This is a genomic window from Massilia sp. UYP34, from assembly GCF_056279385.1.
This window is the reverse complement of record NZ_JBWBRF010000019.1, coordinates 1-18345: the sequence shown is the minus strand read 5'-3', so window position 1 is coordinate 18345 and position 18345 is coordinate 1. Positions and strand designations below refer to the sequence as shown.

Sequence of the window (18345 nt, the reverse complement as noted above, 5' to 3'; positions counted from 1 at the left end):
ACTGGAATCCTGGCCTCCCGCCCACGCACGTCGTTCCCGCGAAGGCGGGAACCCCAGTTTGCATGCAGACCGCCGGCGTTAGGCACTTGCAGCGATTCGACGTGCTTGGGTTCCCGCCTTCGCGGGAACGACGTGTTCGAGCAGCGGGTGACAAGGTCAGCCCTGGCTCGGCCCCTTGCGATGCGGCTTCTTGCCGGGCGCCGCTTTTTCGTTCAGACGACGTTCGACGCCCTTCTTGGCGGCGTACGGTTTTTTCGGCGCCGCGGCATTGCCGGCCCCGGCCGGCGTTTCGCCGTCGCGCGTGATGGCGAGCTGGCGGCCCGCGACCCAGACGGTCTTGAGGTGATCCACCAGGTCCTTCGGCATGTCGTCCGGCAGGTCCAGTGTCGAGTAATCGTCATAGATCTCGATGCGGCCGATATGCTTGGACGGGATATTGGCTTCGTTGGCGATCGCGCCGACGATATTGCCCGGCTTGGCGCCATGGGCGAAGCCGACTTCGATGCGGAAGGTGGCCATGCCCGGCTCGGGGTCGCGCATCACCCGCTCTTTCTTGAAGCCCGGTTCGCGTGCGGGACGCGCCGGACGCTCTTCCCAGTCGCCACGCGGCGCGCGCGGCGCACGCTCCTGGCCGCCACTGCGCTCTTGCCCGAATTCGCGTTGCGACGGCACGAACTCAGGACGCGCGTCACGGTCGGGCTTTTGCAGCAGCAGCGGTTCGTCGCCGCGCGCCAGCTTGGCCAGCGCGGCCGCGATATCGATCGCCGGCACATTGTCTTCACGCTCGACGTCTTCGATCAGCGAACGGAACACGTCCAGGCCGCCTTCGGCCAGCGTAGCGCGGATCTGGTCCTTGAAGCGGGTGATGCGCACTTCATTGACCGCCTTGACGGTCGGCAGCTCGAGCGGAGCAACCGGCTGGCGGGTGGCGCGCTCGATCGCCTTGAGCAGGCCGCGCTCGCGCGGGGTGATGAACAGGATCGCGTCGCCGCTGCGTCCCGCCCGGCCGGTGCGGCCGATGCGGTGGGTGTAGCTCTCGGGATCGGACGGCACGTCGTAGTTGATCACGTGGCTGATGCGCTCCACGTCGAGGCCGCGCGCGGCGACGTCGGTCGCCACCAGGATGTCGATCTTGCCGTTCTTGAGCTGCTCGATGGTGCGCTCGCGCTGTTGCTGGGCCATGTCGCCATTGATGGCGGTGGCCGCGAAGCCGCGCGCCTGCAGCTTGGTCGACAGTTCTTCGGTGCCCAGCTTGGTGCGCGCGAAGATGATCATGCCGTCGAACGGCTCGGCCTCGAGGATGCGGGTCAGCGCGTCGAGCTTGTGCATGCCGGCCACCAGCCAGTAACGCTGCTTGATGTTGTCGGCGGTGCCGGTCTTGGCCGCCACGGTCACTTCGGACGGATCGCGCAGATAGGTTTTTGCGATGCGCTTGATCGCCGGCGGCATCGTCGCCGAGAACAGCGTGGTCTGACGGCCTGCCGGGGTTTGCTGCAGGATCTGCTCGACGTCGTCGATGAAACCCATGCGCAGCATTTCGTCGGCTTCGTCGAGCACCAGGGTGGTCAGCTGCGACAGGTCGAGCGAGCCCTTTTCGATGTGGTCGATGACGCGGCCCGGGGTGCCTACCACCACGTGCACGCCGCGGCGCAGGCTCGACAGCTGCGGGCCATAGCTCTGGCCACCGTAGATCGGCAGCACATGGAAGCCCTTGATGTGGGCAGCGTAGCTCTGGAAGGCTTCGGCGACCTGGATCGCCAGTTCACGCGTCGGCGCCAGCACCAGCGCTTGCGGCACGGTCTTCTTGACGTCGATATTCGACAGGATCGGCAGCGCGAAGGCCGCGGTCTTGCCGGTCCCGGTCTGGGCCTGCCCCAACACGTCGCGCCCTTCCAGCAGCAAAGGAATGGTGGCAGCCTGGATCGGCGACGGCGTTTCGTAGCCGACGTCTTTCAATGCTTTCAGTACAGGTGCCGAAAGATTGAGGTCGGAAAACGATGGGATTGGGGTGTCGGACATAAAGGAGTTGCTCTTAAATAAGTAGAAACGAAAGCGATAGTTTACACCGTCGCCCCGCGCAAGGCGCCAAATAGGACGATGCGCGGACTAAACAGGCGTGGATTATGGGGCCAAAACCACAGAATCCGAACAAAACAAAAAGCCCTTGCAGGCAAAACCTGCAAGGGCTGGCAGACGCCGCGCTGGGCGGCGTGCCGATGATACAGCGTGTCTTACAGCTTGTAGTTCAGGCCGAGCAGCATCTGGCGGCCGTACTTGCTGTAGCCGCGCGGACGGTCTTCGGTGCCGGCGTAGCTGCGGAAGGCGGTATCGGTCAGGTTGTTCACCTGGAACAGCACCGACAGGCCCTCGATCTGCTTGAAGTCGTAACCGAGCTGCAGGTCGACTACTTTATCAGCTTTCACGTAGGTCAGCTCGGTTGCGCCGCCGATGCCGCCGATTTCGCCCACGAAGTCGCTGCGGTAGCGCTGGCTGACGCGGGCCGAGAAACCGTCTTTCTCGTAGTAGGCGGTCACGTTGAACACGCGCTTGGACAGGCCCGGCAGCGGGATCGCGAGGCTGCCGAAGCGCTGGTCGACGATCGAGATTTCGCTGCTGGTGAACGAGGCGTTGGCGGTGATGCCGAAGCCGTCCAGCATCGGGTGGATCATGTCCAGCGGGGCCGAGGCCGCGAACTCCAGGCCCTTCAGGGTACCGCCTTCGCCGTTCATCGGCTGGGTCATGGTGCCGATATTGGTCAGGGCGCCCTGCAGGTTGTACTCCGAGAAGTCACGCGGCACGGTCACGCTGTAGATGTACGAGGACAGGTCCTTGTAGAAGCCGGCGGCCGAGATGTAACCCTTGTTGCCGAAGTATTTTTCGTACGACAGGTCGACCTGCTTGGCGCGCCATGGATCGAGCTGGGCGTTGCCGCCGTTGCCCCATGGGGTACCGGTGGTCTGTGCGGTCAGACCCACTTCCAGGGCGGCGTTCAGCTGGTTCAGCTTGGCGCGCGCCAGTGTCTTGCCGGCGCCGAAACGGATGAACTGCTGGTCGGGCAGGCTCCAGGCCAGGTTCAGGCTCGGCAGGTAGTCGGTGTATTTCTTGCCGTCGGTGAGCGGCACCAGATCGGCGAACGGCCAGGCGCGCAGCGTGTTCGCGGTCGAGCTCTGGTCGGTGTCGATCACCTGGATGCCGATATTGCCGCGCAGCGGCATCGCCATCAATTCGGTGTCGATGTTCAGCTTGGCGTAGCCGGTCTTGACCTTTTCTTCGATCGACCAGTTCTTGGTCGCGCCCCATGGCACCAGGACCGTCGGGGTGAACGGACCGAAGTTGTTGGCCAGCACGGCGTCGATGTCCCAGCTCAGCGAGTTCTGGAGCGCATACAAGCCTTGCGAGCCGTTCAGCACGTTAGGTGCGAAGGTGCCGTCGCCAAGCTTCGAGAAGCCGGTCTCCAGGTGTTCCTTTTCCTTCTCGCGCTTGGAGTGGTTGTAGCCGACTTCCAGGCTGCTGAACGGACCGTCGGCGAACTTGCGCTCGAGGCTGACGCGCAACGAGGTCATCTTGTCGGTCATGTTCGGGGCGTTCACGTAGCCTTCGCCGAACTGGCCGCCGATGGCGATCTGCGACGGATCGTCGTACACGCCCGACAGCGACAGTTGCGGAATGGTGCCGCCGTGGTAGCTGTAGCCCAGCGTCTGGCGCGCGGCGCGGCCGGCGTTGATCTCGATCAGCTGTTCCTTGTGGTCAGCCTTGGAACGGCTGATGTCGACGATACCGACCCAGTCGCCCGAGCTGTAGCGGTTGTTCCAGCCGAAGGCGGTCAGCTTGTCGTCGCGCGTCATGCGGTTGTTGCGCACGACCGGATTGACGTCGTTGGCGGTGCCGGCGATCGCGGTGCCGTTGACCACGGTCGCGTTCGAGAAGCGCACCGTGCCGTCATCCTTCAGCGGCATCTCGATGCCGCGGCGGATTTCTTCCTGGTCGAAGCGCGAGTGATAGACGTCGAAGGTCGAGCTGAAGTTGCGGTTCGGGCGCCATTCGAGCACGCCCATCAGGCCGTCGCGCACCTGGTCGCCGGTGATGGCCATCGACTTCATGCCCTTCGGCACTTTAACGGTCGAGCCCGGCACGACATTGGTGTCGTCCACCCAGTCCCAGGTCTCGAACTGCTGGTGCACGTTCGGCTTGTCCTGGCGCGCATAGCCGATCGCCACGCCGAGCGTGCGGTCGGCGAACTGGTCGATGTAAGAGGCGCTGATGCGGCTGCCGGTGTCCGGCGAGCCGGCGCTGACCGAGCCCTTCGAGTTCTTTTCGCCGCGCACGTTGACGGTGACGACGCGCTCGCGCAGCGACAGCGGCTTGATGGTCTGCAGGTCGACCGTGCCCGACAGGCCCTGGCCGATCACGCTGGCGTCGCCGGTCTTGTACACGGTGACGGCGCTGATCAGTTCCGACGGGTACTGGTCGTATTCGACGGTGCGGTCCGAGCTGGTGGTGACCTGCTCGCGGCCGTTGAGCAGCGCGGTCGACAGGTCGCCCGAGGTGCCGCGGATGCTGATCGACTGGGCCTGGCCGTTGACGCGCTGGGCCGACAGGCCCGGCAGGCGCGCCAGCGATTCGGCGATCGACACGTCCGGCAGCTTGCCGATGTCTTCCGACGAGATGGCTTCGACGATGCCGGTCGATTCGCGCTTGACGGCGATCGCATCTTCGATCGCGCGGCGGATGCCGGTCACGGTCACGGTGGTCACCGGCGCGTCCGGGTTCAGGTTGGCGGTTTCGCCGGTACTGGCGGTCTGCGCCTGCGCGCTGCCGGCCAGGACCGTGACGAAGATGGCGCAACCGGCGGCAACCGGGCTCAGCTGGAATGCGGCACGCTTGGTGGCGATGTTTTTCATGTGTCCCCTCAGATAGAACGATGTATTCCCGAAAACAGCCCTCGGCCGGTCGGGATCGGCTTTTTGCGACAAAATCAACGTTGGTCGCGATTCTGTATTAAAACTAGATGCACTGTCAACGGGAGTTACTTGCAGCAATGATCATGGCATGTTTTCGCCTAGCAGGCCGTAAATTCAAGGGTTTCCCGTTGTATATGAGCTACATGACAACTTCTCCGATTCTGTAGTCACGCTACAAATGCTCTAAAAACCGGCGTATATTTTCCTTAATGCACCATTACAGTGCATATCACGTAGTAAATCATTCAGAACGTCCGGATCGCCGGGCGCGTCATGAAAATTTGCTACAAAGCAAGCTGTGATGACCTGCGGGTCATGCTCAACAAAAAGGCCGCTGATCATCCAGATGATCAGCGGCCCGTAAGATTACCTATTGAATTCGGTTATTTACCGGAATTGAGGGCATTCCCACTCATAGCGTGGGCTCGGGATAGCGCCGCGCGCGCCCACCTGCCGCGCGGGCACGGGACCGGGCTTGTCCTACTCCGCGAACAGATCCGGACCGAACACCTCGTAATGCACCCGTGTTTCCGCGATGCCGCGCGCGATCAGGGCATCATGTTGCTGCCGCATGAACGGGATCGGGCCGCAGATGTAGTAGTCGGCGTCGGGCAGCAGGACCGAAGCCGCGATCGTGCCGATGTCGACCAGGCCGCGATAGTCGAAATCCCTGCCCGCCTGGTCCTGGGGCAGAGGTTCGTTATAGAAGATAAAGGTCTTGAAGTTCGGATGCTGCGCCGCTGCCACGCGCAGACGATCCTTCATGGCATGGACACCGCTGTTGCGCGCGCCGTGCACGAACACGATCTCGCGTCCCGGCGATTGCAGCACACGGTTGAGCATGCTGATCATGGGCGTCAGGCCGACCCCGCCGCTGATCAGGACCACCGGTGTCGTCGCAGTGACATCGATGAAGAAATTACCGTGCGGTGCAGCGAGCTGGATCCTGTCGCCAATCTGCACCTCGTCGTGCAGCAGGGTCGATACATAACCCTTCTGCCCGGGATCGACCCCATCCTCGCGCTTGACCGAGATGCGATAGCTGCGCCCGTTCGGCGCGTCGGACAGGCTGTACTGGCGGATCTGGCGCAGCCCGAGACGCGGCACTGGCACGTTGACACTGGTGTACTGCCCCGGCTCGAAGTTGACGACCGGCCCGCCGTCAGCCGGCTCCAGCACGAACGACGTGATGACATCGCTCTCGGGCTGCTTGGCGGTGACGACAAACTCCCTCCAGCCAACCCAGCCGCCTGGTGCTTCGGCCGTGCGCTCGCGCAGTTCGCTCTCCCGTCCCATGAGGATGTCGGCCAGGTTGCCGTAGGCCTGCGCCCAGGCCGAGATGATGTCTGCAGTCGCCGCATCGCCCAGCACGGCCTTGATCGATGCCAGCAGGTGCTCTCCGACGATCGGGTACTGCTCAGGCCTGACGTCCAGGCTGGCATGCTTGTTGGCGATCCCTTCCAGCAGCGCCGCAAGGCTGGATGGATCCTCGATGTTGGCGGCGTAGGCATACACCGCACGCGCCAGGGCCTCCTGCTGCTGCCCGCGCTCCTGGTGGCGCATGTTGAAGACGTTCTTCAGCTCGGGATGGGCACTCAGCAGGCTTCGGTAGAAGTGCTTGATGATGTCATAACCGTGCGCCGCAAGGACCGGTGCCGTGGCCTTGACGATGTCTTTCGTCCGTTGAGTAAGCATGCCTGTTCCCTCCTCTGTGCGAGATCCGGCTCGCCCGCGCTTACATGCTGATGGCAGGCCACTATACTCCAGACCAGGGAACAGGATTGTTCATGCGAATCGGCCCGGCAGCCTGCGGGGCACGTGGCCGCGCCTCTATCAGACCGGGCCGTCTTGCACACGCTCCCGTTACAGCCCTTCGCTGCTGCTCCAGCGCGCCATCAGCCGGTTCGACGGAATGGTCTCGTCGAGCAGCTTGCGGGCCTGCTCGATCCCGGACACCGGCAACAGCGCCGGGTCCAGCAGGCCGATTTGCACCAGCACGCTGGCCTGGTCCCAGTAGATATGCTCGTGGTACAGCTTGTCGCCACGGAAGCTGATGATGCCGATCATCGGGATCTCGACGTATTTGCCGGTTGGCGCCACCCCCGGCAGCATCCAGTCGATCTCCTGATCATGGGTGAAGCACATGATGAATTCGTCGACTACCTGGAGTGCCCCGACCGTGCGCGAAATCGGGATCATGCGCATGTCCGCCGGATTGCCATGCACGAAATGATGCTGGTAGAAGCGCGCCAGCTGCCTGGACCCGACACCGCCCGTCAGGGTCGGGATATGATTCACGTAGGGCTCGGCGACCATGGTCGCCATCGTCGCCGGCACGTCACGCTTGACGAACTCCTGGTACACGTGCTGCTCCCACAGGTCCGACAAATTGAAATCCGGGCCGATCGTCGCCTTGAGCGCGGCGATGGTTCGGCCATGCGCCATCAGCGCCGACGGTTTATCGAAGTGCATACTGCCGACCCGGGCGAACGCATGGTCTGCGCCGGGGTAGGTGTAAAACTCAGCCTTCGGCAACCCGGCCAGTCCCTTGATGATCTTCTCGCGCGCAGCAGCGTCGCAGTAGGCATCGTTCTCGGCGAAGTGCAGCACCAGCTTGCCCTTGATGTTGACGGCCTCGTCCAGCATGTCCTCGATCCCCATGCCGTAGTAGGCCACCGCACAGGCGACATCGGTGCGCGCCGCGGTCATGTAGGCCAGCTTGCCGCCCATGCAGAAGCCGACATAACCCACGCCTGGCCCCGACACCTGCGGCAGCCCGCGCAGTGCGTCGATTGCCGCCGCGATATCCTCGACCGCGCGGTCGACGTCGAGCCGGGTGAAGTAGCCGAGCGCAAGCTTGAAGTCCTCCTCGGTATAGCCCAGGTCGACGCCCGGCTGCATGCGCCAGAACAGGTCCGGCACCAGGGCTACATACCCTTCTTCGGCGTACATATCGGCCACGTCGCGCATGTTCTGGTTGACGCCGAAGATTTCCTGCCCCACCACCAGTCCGGGGCCGCTGCCTCCGCTTGGCAACGCCAGGTAGCCTTTGAAGCTTCCCGAGCCGTCCTTGGCCGGGATATCGATGTAATGCGCCATTCGTATTACTCCATAAAATGATGAACCAGGGCAGTTGCCTCCAATCAGATTGTGACAGAAACGCGTTGACAAAAAACTACCTGCGATCGCCCGCACAGGGATGTGAAATCGGATACCAGGCCGGCGAGGCATGCACTCTTGCGAAAGTACAAATGAGAAACCCGCCGAAGCGGGTTGGTAGAGCCATGGCTGCCTGTCAACCTTCTCATGTTGACGTGCGAAACTGTGCGCAGGACCTCACACGGGCCGGCGATGGAAGGTCAGCGGGCTGTACTACACAGCGGACGGCGGCGGCGAGTGCAGGATGCCACTTGACGCCTTGGCCGGATTTTTAGCGGGTCACATGCGTCGGGCGCTTACGCGCGCGCGGCGCCCTGGACGTCCACAAGTCCTGCTGACCCGTATGCACGGATCGTGCCGGCCCGGCTGCGGCTCAGGCTTTGCGCGCCGCGCAATGCTGCGCGATGTACCCGTCATGCGACGGCATCACGTCCACGCACTTGCGAATCACCTCGCGCACGCTCTCCATGTACTCGGCGATGTCGGCCTCGGACTGGGTGTCGGCCAGCGGGTGATATCCGTCGAGCGGCATGTTCTGCCCCTCGAACACCTGCAGCCAGCCGACTTCCGAGAACAGCTCGTTATCGACCCGCACGACCTTGCCGCGCGAACGGTACAGGTCCATCTTCTGGCGCAGCGTCTCGGGAATCGCCATGTTGGCGCATTCCAGCCAGTAGGCCGAATCGGTGCGCTGGTTCAGGTGGTAGTGCAGGATGATGAAGTCGCGCACGCGCTCGTATTCGAAACGCGACTGGCGGTTGAATTCATCGCGGTCGACGTCGCTGAAACGGCGGTCCGGGAACAGCTCGACCAGGCGCGCGATGCTGGACTGGATCAGGTGGATGCTGGTCGACTCGAGCGGCTCCAGGAAGCCGCCCGACAGGCCGATCGCCACCACGTTGCGGTTCCAGGCCTGCTTGCGCATGCCGGTCTGGAACTTGATCAGGCGTGGCTCGGCCAGCGCGCGGCCGTCGAGGTTGGCCAGCAGCGTGGCCGCCGCCTCGTCGTCGCTGATGAAGCGGCTGCAATAGACGTGGCCGTTGCCGGTACGGTGCTGCAGCGGGATGCGCCACTGCCAGCCCGACTTGTGCGCGGTGGCGCGCGTGAACGGCGTGATGGCCGGCGCCGATTCGCAGGGCACGGCCAGCGCGCGGTCGGCCGGCAGCCAGCCGGTCCAGTCCTCGTAGCCGGTCGCGAGCGCCTGCTCGATCAGCAGGCCCCGAAAACCCGAGCAGTCGATGAACAATTCTCCTTCGATGCGCTGGCCGCTGTCGAGCTCCACCGCCGTGACGAAGCCGTCCGGCTCGCGCTGGATCGCGCGCGCAATCCTGCCCTCGATGCGCGCTACGCCGCGCGCCTCGGACAGTTTTCTCAGGTATTTCGCGTAGAGGCTGGCGTCGAAGTGATAGGCGTAGGCGATGTCGCGCAGCGGCGAATTCGGCACGTCGTGGCGCGCCGGCATGAACTTGCCGGCCTTGGCCGCCATGCGCGTGATCGAGTATTCCTCGAGCGGCGCGGCCTTGCCGAGCGCACGCATCTTGTGCCAGTACTGCTCGAAGGGCACGGTGGCCAGGTCCTGGCCCATGCGTCCGAAGCCGTGCATGTAGCGCTCGCCCAGCCGGCCCCAGTTGACGAACTCGATGCCCAGCTTGAAGCTGCCCATCGTCTCGCGCATGAATTCGTTCTCGTCGATGCCGACCACGCGGTTGAAGCGCTGGATCATCGGAATGGTCGCCTCGCCGACGCCCACGATGCCGATCTCATCCGACTCGACCAGCCGGATGTTGTAGCGGCCGCCCAGCATGCTCGACAGCGCCGCCGCCGTCATCCAGCCGGCGGTGCCGCCGCCGACGATCACGATGTCCCTGATTGCCTGATTTTCCATATGCTGTGTTCCTGCCGTCTCTTTCAAGAAAAACAACCCCCGGGGCCGAAGGCCGCGAGGGTTGCATTGTAGGGCACCTGTTCGACGTGCCCTGTAGTCCTGCGCGCCTGCGATCAGAACTTGTAGTTGGCGCCGAACTGGTAGGTGCGGCCGTATTCCACGCGGCGCGTGACCGAATCGCTGCTCACCGTGTATTCCTGGTACGGCGCGTTGTTCCAGTTGTTGGCCTGGGCGAACACCGACAGCCCCTTGGCGAAGCCTGACTGGATCTCGTACGAGACCTGGAAGTCGACGATGGTCTCGCCCTTCACGAAGGTGTACTGCAGCGTGTCCGAGAAGTCCGGCGACTGGCCCAGGAAGTCCGAGCGCTTGCGCGCCGCGGCGGCGATCTGGAAGCCGTTCTTTTCGTAGTACAGGCGCAGGTTGCTGACCTTGCGCGACAGGCCCGGCAGCGGGATCGACTGCGCCGGCACCTGCACGTTGCCGAAGCCCAGGGCCGGCAGGTCGATCTTCGAACGGGTGTCGGAGTGGTTGGCCAGGATGCCGAAGCCGTCCAGCCACGAGCTCACCAGTTCCAGCGGAATGTTCACCGCCAGCTCGTAGCCGCGGATGCTGCCGCCTTCGCCGTTTTCAGGACGGTTCAGCACGCCGATGGTGGAACCGGCGTACGGGCCCGTGGTCGGCAGCGGCGTGGTCGAGGTGACCCATGGCGCGAAGTCGTATTCCGACGGGGTGCGCAGGATGAAGCTGTCGAGCTTCTTGTAGAAGCCGGCGACGCTGACATAGCCCTTCTTGCCGAAGTATTTTTCGTACGACAGGTCGAACGACTTGGCCTTGAACGGTTCCAGCATCGGGTTGCCGCCGCCGCCGCTCAGGAAGGGATTGGCCACGCCGGTGTTGACGCTGAAGCCGAGGCCGCCGCGCAGGTCGTCCAGGGTAGGACGCGACAGCACTTGCGCCACGCCCATGCGCAGCAGCTGGTCGTTCTTCAGGTCGAACGACAGGTTCAGGCTCGGCAGCACGTCCCAGTAGTCGTGTTCGCCGGCGGCGCGCAGCACCGGGCAGGTGTCGGCGGTCTCGCCGGTGCAGTTGCCGCTGTTGTAGCCGCCGCCCATCTGCTTGGTGTGCACGAACTGGGTGCCGACGTTGCCGCGGTATTCCAGGCCGAACAGCTCGCCGTTCAGGTTGCCCATCACATAGGCGGTCTGCACGGTTTCCTTGACGTCCCACATCTTGGTGAGGATGTCGGCATTCACCTTCGGCGCCAGTTCATACACGGAGCCGAGCGAGCCGAGCGGGTTCCAGGTGGCGATCGGGATGCCGGTGGTGCCGGCCGTGTTCGCGGACGCGCCCGGCATCGCCACGGCGCCGAAGCGGTCGCCGCCGGCGATCATCAGGCGGCCTTCTTCGCCGCTGCGGGTCTTTTCGCGGTCGGTGTAGTTGTAGCCGAACTGGATGGCCGAGACCGGGCCCCATTCGACGTCGCGCTTGGCGTTCAGGCGGATCGCCTTGAGCTTGTCGTCGATGTAGGGCTGGGCCAGGTAGCCGGCCTGGGCCAGCGGATTGTCGGCCGTGCCCGACCAGCCGTTCACGTCGGTGAGCTGGGCGACGTTCGGGTCGGCGTAATTCAGGCCGGTGCGCCAGGCGATGTCGGTGAAGTTGCCGCCGTTAAAGCCCGTCCACGAGATCGTGTCCAGGTTGGCCGCATTGCCCGGCAGGCCGGCGGTGGTCTCGTAGCGCGAGCTCAGCTTGGTCGCCTTGGACCAGGTGATGTCGGCGCTGGTGTCCCAGTCGCCCACGCGCAGCTCGTTCTTCCAGCCGACGGTCTTGAGGTCGTCCTTCGCCGCTTCGATGTGGTTGCGCACCACCGCCTTGTAGTTGGTCAGGGTGCCGCTGGCGGCGACGCCGTTCTGCACCACCACGTTCTGCAGCACGCCGGCCGGGTCGTACAGGCCCGAGGTATTGGCGCCCACCGCGCCTTCCAGGCCGCTGCGCTTGAAGCCGGTCTCGCCGGCCGAATAGAACAGGTCGACCGTCGAACGGAAGTTGCGGTTCGGCCGCCATTGCAGCGAAGCGAAGGCGCCGTCGCGGTTGTGGTAGCCGGTTTCGGTGTCGGCCGTGAAGCCCAGCGGCAGGCGCACGTTCTGGCCGTTGTACGGCAATTCGGCGATGCTGCCGCCCCAGGCGTCGTACTTGCGCTGCTCGCCGCCGGTCTCGTCGTACGAAGTCAGGCCGACCGCCAGGCCGATGGTGCGGTTGGCGAACTGGTCGATGTAGGACAGCGAGACGCGGTCGCCGTCGCCCTCTTCGGCGGTGCGCACGCCCAGGCGGCTCTTCTTGTAGTTGACGGCGATGACGCGCTTGCCGAAGTCGAGCGGCTGCACGGTCTTGAGATCGATGGTCGCGGCCAGGCCCTGGCCGATCACGCTCGCGTCCGGGGTCTTGTAGATCACCACGCCGCCCATCAGCTCGGACGGGAACAGGTCGAATTCGGGGTTGCGGGCATTGCCGGTCGAGGCCATCTCGCGGCCGTTGAGCAGGGTGCCGTTGAAGCTCGGCGACAGGCCGCGCACCGAAATCTCGGACGCGCGTCCCGAGCCGCGGCTGCGCTGGGCGGTCACGCCCGGCAGGCGCGCGATCGATTCGGCCACCGAGGAATCGGGCAGCTTGCCGATGTCTTCGGCCGAAATCGCTTCGACGATGGAATTGGAATTGCGCTTGACCGAGATCGCCGCCTCGATGCCCTGGCGGATGCCGGTCACGGTGACGGTGGACACGCTTGGCGCCGGGGTGGCGATGACTTCGCTGGTGGCGGCCGCGGTCGGGGTATTCGGCGCGACGGCGGTCTGCGCTTCGCTGCCGGATGCCTGCGCGAAGGCCTGACCGGCCAGTGCCGACAGCAGGACGGCGCAGCCCGCGGCGAGCGGGTTCAACGGAAATGCGGTACGCGCCGACTTGCCGGCGCGCCTGGTGGCGGTAGCTTTCATGTGTCTCCTCGGTGGAAGGCAGCCCTCAGCGGCATTGCGCTGCCGGGGTCGTTGCCTCGACAATTTTTATCAGCTTCGGCTGAGCAACTGTACTAAAACTAGATGTTGCGGCCGGAAAACTGTGTGTATCGACAATGATCGCAGGTTTCAGAAAAAACAGCGGCGCGCTCGTTGTAGCCGAGCTACAAAAATCCGCATATTTATACATATCAATAAGACATTCCGGTTGTTTCTAAAGGAAATCTTAAGATTTGCGAGGCCACCAACGCTGTAGTTCTCCTAGAGCGCGCAGCAGGTGTATGGATTGGCGCTGGTTGGTTTCTATAGTACTCTTTCGCCAACACAACAACACTTAGCGACCCCGCCGTATGCCGGCCGCATGGGTTTGTAGTCTTACTACCTATGCAGCAGTGACGGTGCGACGCCTTATATCATGAGACAACTCCTCGCCAGCATCGTACTCGGCGGCGCTGCATTCGCCGTTCACGCCCAGACCCCCGACATCGCCCGCATGGAGCCGCCCTTCTGGTGGGCCGGCATGCAGCATCCCCAGGTACAGCTGATGGTGTATGGCGACAGGATCGCCGACCTGGAGCCGTCGCTGGCGTATCCGGGCGTGCGCATCGCCTCGGTGACCCGCACCCCGAACCGCAACTACCTGTTCATCGACCTGGCGCTCGACCCGAAGGTCAAGCCCGGCAGCTTCGAGATCGCCTTCAAGGGCGCCAACCGCACCGCCAGCCATACCTACCGCCTGCTGGAACGCGAGGCTGGGTCCGCCGAACGCCAGGGCTTTTCCAGCAAGGACGCGATCTACCAGATCATGCCGGACCGCTTCGCCAACGGCGACCCGTCCAACGACAGCGTCGACGGCATGCCCGACCGGCTCGACCGCAAGGGCGGCCTGGGCCGCCACGGCGGCGACATCAAGGGCATCATCGACCGCCTCGACTATGTGGCCGGCCTGGGCTTCACCCAGCTGTGGCCGACGCCGCTCGTCGAAAACAATATGCCGGGCTACTCCTACCATGGCTACGCGGCCACCGACCTGTACCGGATCGACCCGCGCTACGGCAGCAACGAGGATTTCAGGCGCCTGTCGCAGGAAGCGAAAAAGCGCGGCATCGGCATCATCCAGGACGTGGTGCTGTCGCACATCGGCAGCCACCACTGGTGGATGAAGGACTTGCCGGCACCGGACTGGATCAACTACGGCGACAAGTTCGTTCCGACCCAGCACTACCACACGGCGGTGCAGGACCCGTACGGCGCGAAGGAAGACGCCGACAACTTCACGCGCGGCTGGTTCGTCAAGAGCATGCCCGACATGAACCAGTCCAATCCGCAGGTAGCGAATTACCTCATCCAGAACAATATCTGGTGGATCGAGTACGCGGGCTTGTCAGGGCTGCGCATCGACACCTTCGGTTATTCGGACAAGGCCTTCCTGAGCGAGTACACGAAGCGCCTGATGGCGGAATACCCGAACCTGAACCTGGTCGGCGAGGAATGGTCAACCAAGGTGCCGGTGGTGGCCTACTGGCAGCGCGGCAAGCAGAACTTCGACGGCTACCAGGCCTACACGCCAAGCCTGATGGACTTCCCGGTGGCCGAGGCGATGCGCCGTGCGCTGGCCGACAAGAAAGGCGGCAACGTCTTCACCGACGTCTACGAGACGCTGTCGCTCGACTACCTGTATCCGGAGCCGGGCAACCTGGTGCTGTTCGCCGACAACCACGACATGTCGCGCATCTACAGCGAAGTGGGCGAAGACTTCGACAAGTACCGCATGGCGATGATCTTCATGATGACGGCGCCGCGCATCCCGCAGTTCTACACGGGCGACGAGATCCTGATGACCAGCGCCGTCGGCGAGCGCAACGACGCCACCTACCGCACGCCGTTCCCGGGCGGCTGGGCGGGCGACAAGGTCGACGCGTTCAAGGGCGTCGGCTTGAGCACGAAGCAGCGCAATGCGCAGGAGTTCGTGCGCAAGCTCGCCAACTGGCGCAAGGGCCAGCCGGTCATCCATCACGGCAAGATGATGCATTACGGCCCGCAGGACAACACCTGGGTCTACTTCCGCTATCTGGATGACCGGCGCGATGCAAAGAAGGTGCTGGTCGCCTTCAACAACAACGCCAAGGAGATGTCGCTCGACGTCGAGCGCTTCCGCGAGATGCTCTCCGGCGTGGCCAGCGGCACCGACGCCCTGACCGGCAAGACCTACGACCTGCGCGAGAAGCTGGTGCTTCCCGCCCGCGCGGCCATCGTGCTCGAACTGGCGACGCCGCGATGAAGCGCCATGCCATCGCCCTGGCCGCCCTGCTCTCCTGCGGCGGTGTCCTCGCCCAGGACGTCGACGGCCTGTACGTGCGCGGCGCCTTCAATGGCTGGGGCACCGCCAGCCCGCTGGCGGCGCAAGGCGATGGCGTCTACCAGGCCGACGTCGAGGTCATGCCCGGCAACCATGCCTTCAAGCTGGGGACGGGCGACTGGGGCGTTGAATGGGTGATCGATCCGGATAGAAGCACGAGCGTCAAGCCCGACACCGACTACCGCCTGAAGCCGCAGTCCGGTCCCGAGACCTTCCTGTTCGTGCGCCAGCCGGGCACCTACCGCTTCACGATCGACGCGCGCGACAAGTCGACGCCGGTGCTCAAGGTGGCGCGCATCGCCGACGCCCAGCGCGGCGCCGGCCCCGATCCGCATGCCGGCCACGCGGCCCAGGCGTCGCAGCAATGGCCGACCTGGGACGGCAAGGTAGAAACCGTGCGCTACTCGACGCCGGATGCGGACGCGCTGCTGCGCCGCTACGTCCAGTCGAGCACCATGCTGCTGCGCGATCCGGGCCCGCAGCACGTCGAATACGCCGAAGAAGACGGCTTGCCGCGGGTACGCAGCGGCAACCTGGCCTTCGACGCCCTGTTCGCGCTGGCCGGCCGCGAGATGCGCCAGAATTCGGTCAGCCAGATCAACGACGGCAACTACAACGGCGGCAAGGCGATCGACTGCGACTGCTTCGCCACCGGAGAAAAGTGGGCCTACGTCTGGACCCGCGACCTGGCGTATGCGGCCGACCTGGGCCTGGCCCTGCTCGACCCGCGGCGGGTGCGCAATTCGCTGGACTTCAAGCTCTCGGGCTGGCGCCCGGGCATCACCGCTGCGGCCCAGGTCCCGGGCACGCCGGACGGCCTGCAGATCGTGCAGGACACCGGCAGCGGCGGCAGCTGGCCGGTCAGCACCGACCGCCTGACCTGGGCCCTGGCGGCCGAGGAGACGCTACGCACCCTGCCCGCTCATGAGACCGATAATGGCGCCAATAATGAGCGTGCCCAATTTGCCGCGCGCGCCCTGAAGGCGCTGTCGAACACGCTCGAGATCGACCGCGTGGCGGCCTTCGATCCGGTGTCCGGCCTGTACACGGGCGAGGAATCCTTCCTCGACTGGCGCGACCAGACCTATGCCGCCTGGATCCCGGGCGACCTGGCCTCGATGGCGAGCTCGAAGGCGCTGTCGACCAACGTCGTGGTTTACCAGGCGCTGAACCTGGCCGCGAAGCTGGCGCGCGAGCACCAGCAGCCGGACAAGGCGCAGCGCTACGCGCGCTGGGCGCAAGACCTGAAGCGGGCGATCAACGCGCGCCTGTGGCTGAAGGACGCGGGCATGTACAGCAGCCTCACCGCCGGCCACCTGGACGACGCGCCGCTGCACAAGTTCGACTGGCTGGGCCAGGCGCTTGCCATCGTCAGCGGCGTGGCCGACGACGACCAGGCGCGCTCGATCCTGGCGCGCTATCCGCACGGCCCGCTGGGCGCCCCGACGATCTGGCCGCAGCAGATTGGGGTGCCGGTGTATCACAACCGCTCGATCTGGCCGTTCGTGACCGCGTATGGCCTGCGCGCGGCGGCCCAGGGCAAGAACGCGGCGGTGGCCGACGTGGCCTATGCTTCCCTGATGCGCGGGGCGGCGGTCAATCTGTCGAACATGGAAAACCTCGAATGGCTGTCCGGCCAGCCGCTGCTGCTCGACGAACACGATCCGGACCTGAGCGGTCCGGTAATCAATTCGCGCCGCCAGCTGTGGTCGGTCGGCGGCTATCTCGGCATGGTGGTCAACAACGTGTTCGGCGTGCAGATGCTGGACGACGGCATCGCGTTGCGGCCGTTCGTGACGGCGAAACTGCGCCGCGACACCTTCGGCGGCACGAACGAGATCGCGCTGCACGACCTGCGCCTGCACGGCAAGCGCATCGACGTGCGCCTGCGACTGCCTGCCGCGAGCGAGCACGATGGCTATTACGAGGTAGAGCGCATCGTCCTGAACGGCCGGCAGGTCGCCGGCGCCGCCGGCACCATCGGCCTGATCGATCTGACCGACAGCAACCGCATCGAGATCACGCTGGGTAAGCTGGTGCCCGGCCGGCACGACATCCGCCGCGTCGACGCCAATCCCCATGACAAGGGGAGCGCCGTCTTCGGCCCGCGCGAGCCGACCATCGACAGCCTGGCGCGCGCGGCATCTGGCCCGGTCACCCTGCAGATCGACGCCAACGGCAACGCCGCCAACGTGCGCTACCGCGTCTACCGCGACGGCAAGCTGGTGGCCGACAAGCTGCCGGCCGGGGCCTGGCTTGACCCCGGCGCCGGCGCCACCTCCTGTTATGCGGTGGCGGCCCTGTACACCGACAGCGGCAACGTCAGCCACCACAGCCAGCCGCGCTGCGTCGACGCGGGCATCGGGATTTCCGTGCTGGACGCCCGCGTCGCCTCAAACCTGAAGGCGACCGCGCCCGATGCGCGCTTCACCCAGGCCCATCTCGAGGACTGGGGCAAGCCCGGCGACCGCTTCGCCGTCGAAGACATCCGCATCGAGCAGCCGGGCAACTACCGCATCCAGGTGCGTTACCACAACGGCGCCAACCAGGTGAACCTGGGCATCAGCGGCGGCGTGAAATGGCTGGCGCTGAAGGATGGCAGCGGCCGTGTCGTGGCCCAGGGCGTGATCCAGCTGCCGCATGCGCCGCTGCTGCAGAAGGACACGCCGAGCGTGTATTCGACGCCGCTGGCGGCGCGCGTCGAGGCGGGCAGCTACCGTCTCGAGATGACGGACTTCTACAATATGAGTTATCTCGAGAGTAACCGCAGCTTCAGCGGCGCCGGCGGCGCCGAGCCGTCGAACCGGTTCGATATCTACGGCGTGCGGCTGCTGCGGGTGAAATAAGGGCACGTCGAAAAACCTGCTGCGCGTTGCATTTTCGGTCGGGGGGGGGGGGGGGGGGGGGGGGGGGGGGGGGGGGGGGGGGGGGGGGGGGGGCGGGGGGGGGGGGGGGGGGGGGCGCCCCCCCCCCCCG

Annotated in this window: 8 protein-coding genes; 2 read left to right on the top strand and 6 right to left on the bottom strand. The window is 64.9% G+C overall.

What is annotated here, in order from left to right:
- Window positions 1-156: 156 nt before the first annotated feature.
- From ACZ9AQ_RS20440 to ACZ9AQ_RS20415, 6 genes are all read right to left on the bottom strand, one after another.
- Window positions 157-2019, bottom strand: coding sequence for a DEAD/DEAH box helicase (locus tag ACZ9AQ_RS20440; RefSeq protein WP_429206597.1), 1863 nt, complete (start codon window positions 2017-2019; stop codon window positions 157-159).
- Between the two features lie 212 nt (window positions 2020-2231).
- Window positions 2232-4901, bottom strand: coding sequence for a TonB-dependent receptor (locus tag ACZ9AQ_RS20435; RefSeq protein WP_429206598.1), 2670 nt, complete (start codon window positions 4899-4901; stop codon window positions 2232-2234).
- 540 nt (window positions 4902-5441) lie between these two features.
- Complete coding sequence (gene hmpA / locus ACZ9AQ_RS20430) at window positions 5442-6656, bottom strand: NO-inducible flavohemoprotein (protein WP_429206599.1); 1215 nt, start codon at window positions 6654-6656, stop codon at window positions 5442-5444.
- Window positions 6657-6824: 168 nt separating this feature from the next.
- The gene (locus ACZ9AQ_RS20425) at window positions 6825-8060 is read right to left on the bottom strand and encodes a dienelactone hydrolase family protein (protein WP_429206600.1); all 1236 of its coding nucleotides are present in this window, start codon (window positions 8058-8060) and stop codon (window positions 6825-6827) included.
- A gap of 433 nt (window positions 8061-8493) precedes the next feature.
- Window positions 8494-10005, bottom strand: coding sequence for a tryptophan halogenase family protein (locus ACZ9AQ_RS20420; RefSeq protein ID WP_429206601.1), 1512 nt, complete (start codon window positions 10003-10005; stop codon window positions 8494-8496).
- 113 nt (window positions 10006-10118) lie between these two features.
- Window positions 10119-12992 carry a TonB-dependent receptor gene (locus tag ACZ9AQ_RS20415; RefSeq protein WP_429206602.1) on the bottom strand — a complete coding sequence of 958 codons (2874 nt, stop codon included), beginning with the start codon at window positions 12990-12992 and terminating at the stop codon, window positions 10119-10121.
- A gap of 433 nt (window positions 12993-13425) precedes the next feature.
- Here ACZ9AQ_RS20415 and ACZ9AQ_RS20410 point away from each other — a divergent pair, with 433 nt between their 5' ends.
- Both ACZ9AQ_RS20410 and ACZ9AQ_RS20405 read left to right on the top strand, forming a co-directional pair.
- Entirely contained in the window at window positions 13426-15291 is a 1866-nt protein-coding gene (locus ACZ9AQ_RS20410) for a glycoside hydrolase family 13 protein (RefSeq protein ID WP_429206603.1), read from the top strand.
- Window positions 15288-18215: an alpha-L-rhamnosidase-related protein gene (locus ACZ9AQ_RS20405; RefSeq protein ID WP_429206604.1), complete on the top strand. Its 2928-nt coding sequence runs from the start codon at window positions 15288-15290 to the stop codon at window positions 18213-18215. The genes ACZ9AQ_RS20410 and ACZ9AQ_RS20405 overlap by 4 nt, the downstream gene beginning before the upstream one ends.
- Window positions 18216-18345 lie beyond the last annotated feature (130 nt).

Coding starts and splice junctions, on each gene's coding strand:
- ACZ9AQ_RS20405 (WP_429206604.1), top strand. CDS start 15,288: ATGAAGCGCCATGCCATCGCCCTGGCCGCCCTGCTCTCCTGCGGCGGT.
- ACZ9AQ_RS20415 (WP_429206602.1), bottom strand. CDS start 12,992: ATGAAAGCTACCGCCACCAGGCGCGCCGGCAAGTCGGCGCGTACCGCA.
- hmpA (WP_429206599.1), bottom strand. CDS start 6,656: ATGCTTACTCAACGGACGAAAGACATCGTCAAGGCCACGGCACCGGTC.
- ACZ9AQ_RS20420 (WP_429206601.1), bottom strand. CDS start 10,005: ATGGAAAATCAGGCAATCAGGGACATCGTGATCGTCGGCGGCGGCACC.
- ACZ9AQ_RS20440 (WP_429206597.1), bottom strand. CDS start 2,019: ATGTCCGACACCCCAATCCCATCGTTTTCCGACCTCAATCTTTCGGCA.
- ACZ9AQ_RS20410 (WP_429206603.1), top strand. CDS start 13,426: ATGAGACAACTCCTCGCCAGCATCGTACTCGGCGGCGCTGCATTCGCC.
- ACZ9AQ_RS20435 (WP_429206598.1), bottom strand. CDS start 4,901: ATGAAAAACATCGCCACCAAGCGTGCCGCATTCCAGCTGAGCCCGGTT.
- ACZ9AQ_RS20425 (WP_429206600.1), bottom strand. CDS start 8,060: ATGGCGCATTACATCGATATCCCGGCCAAGGACGGCTCGGGAAGCTTC.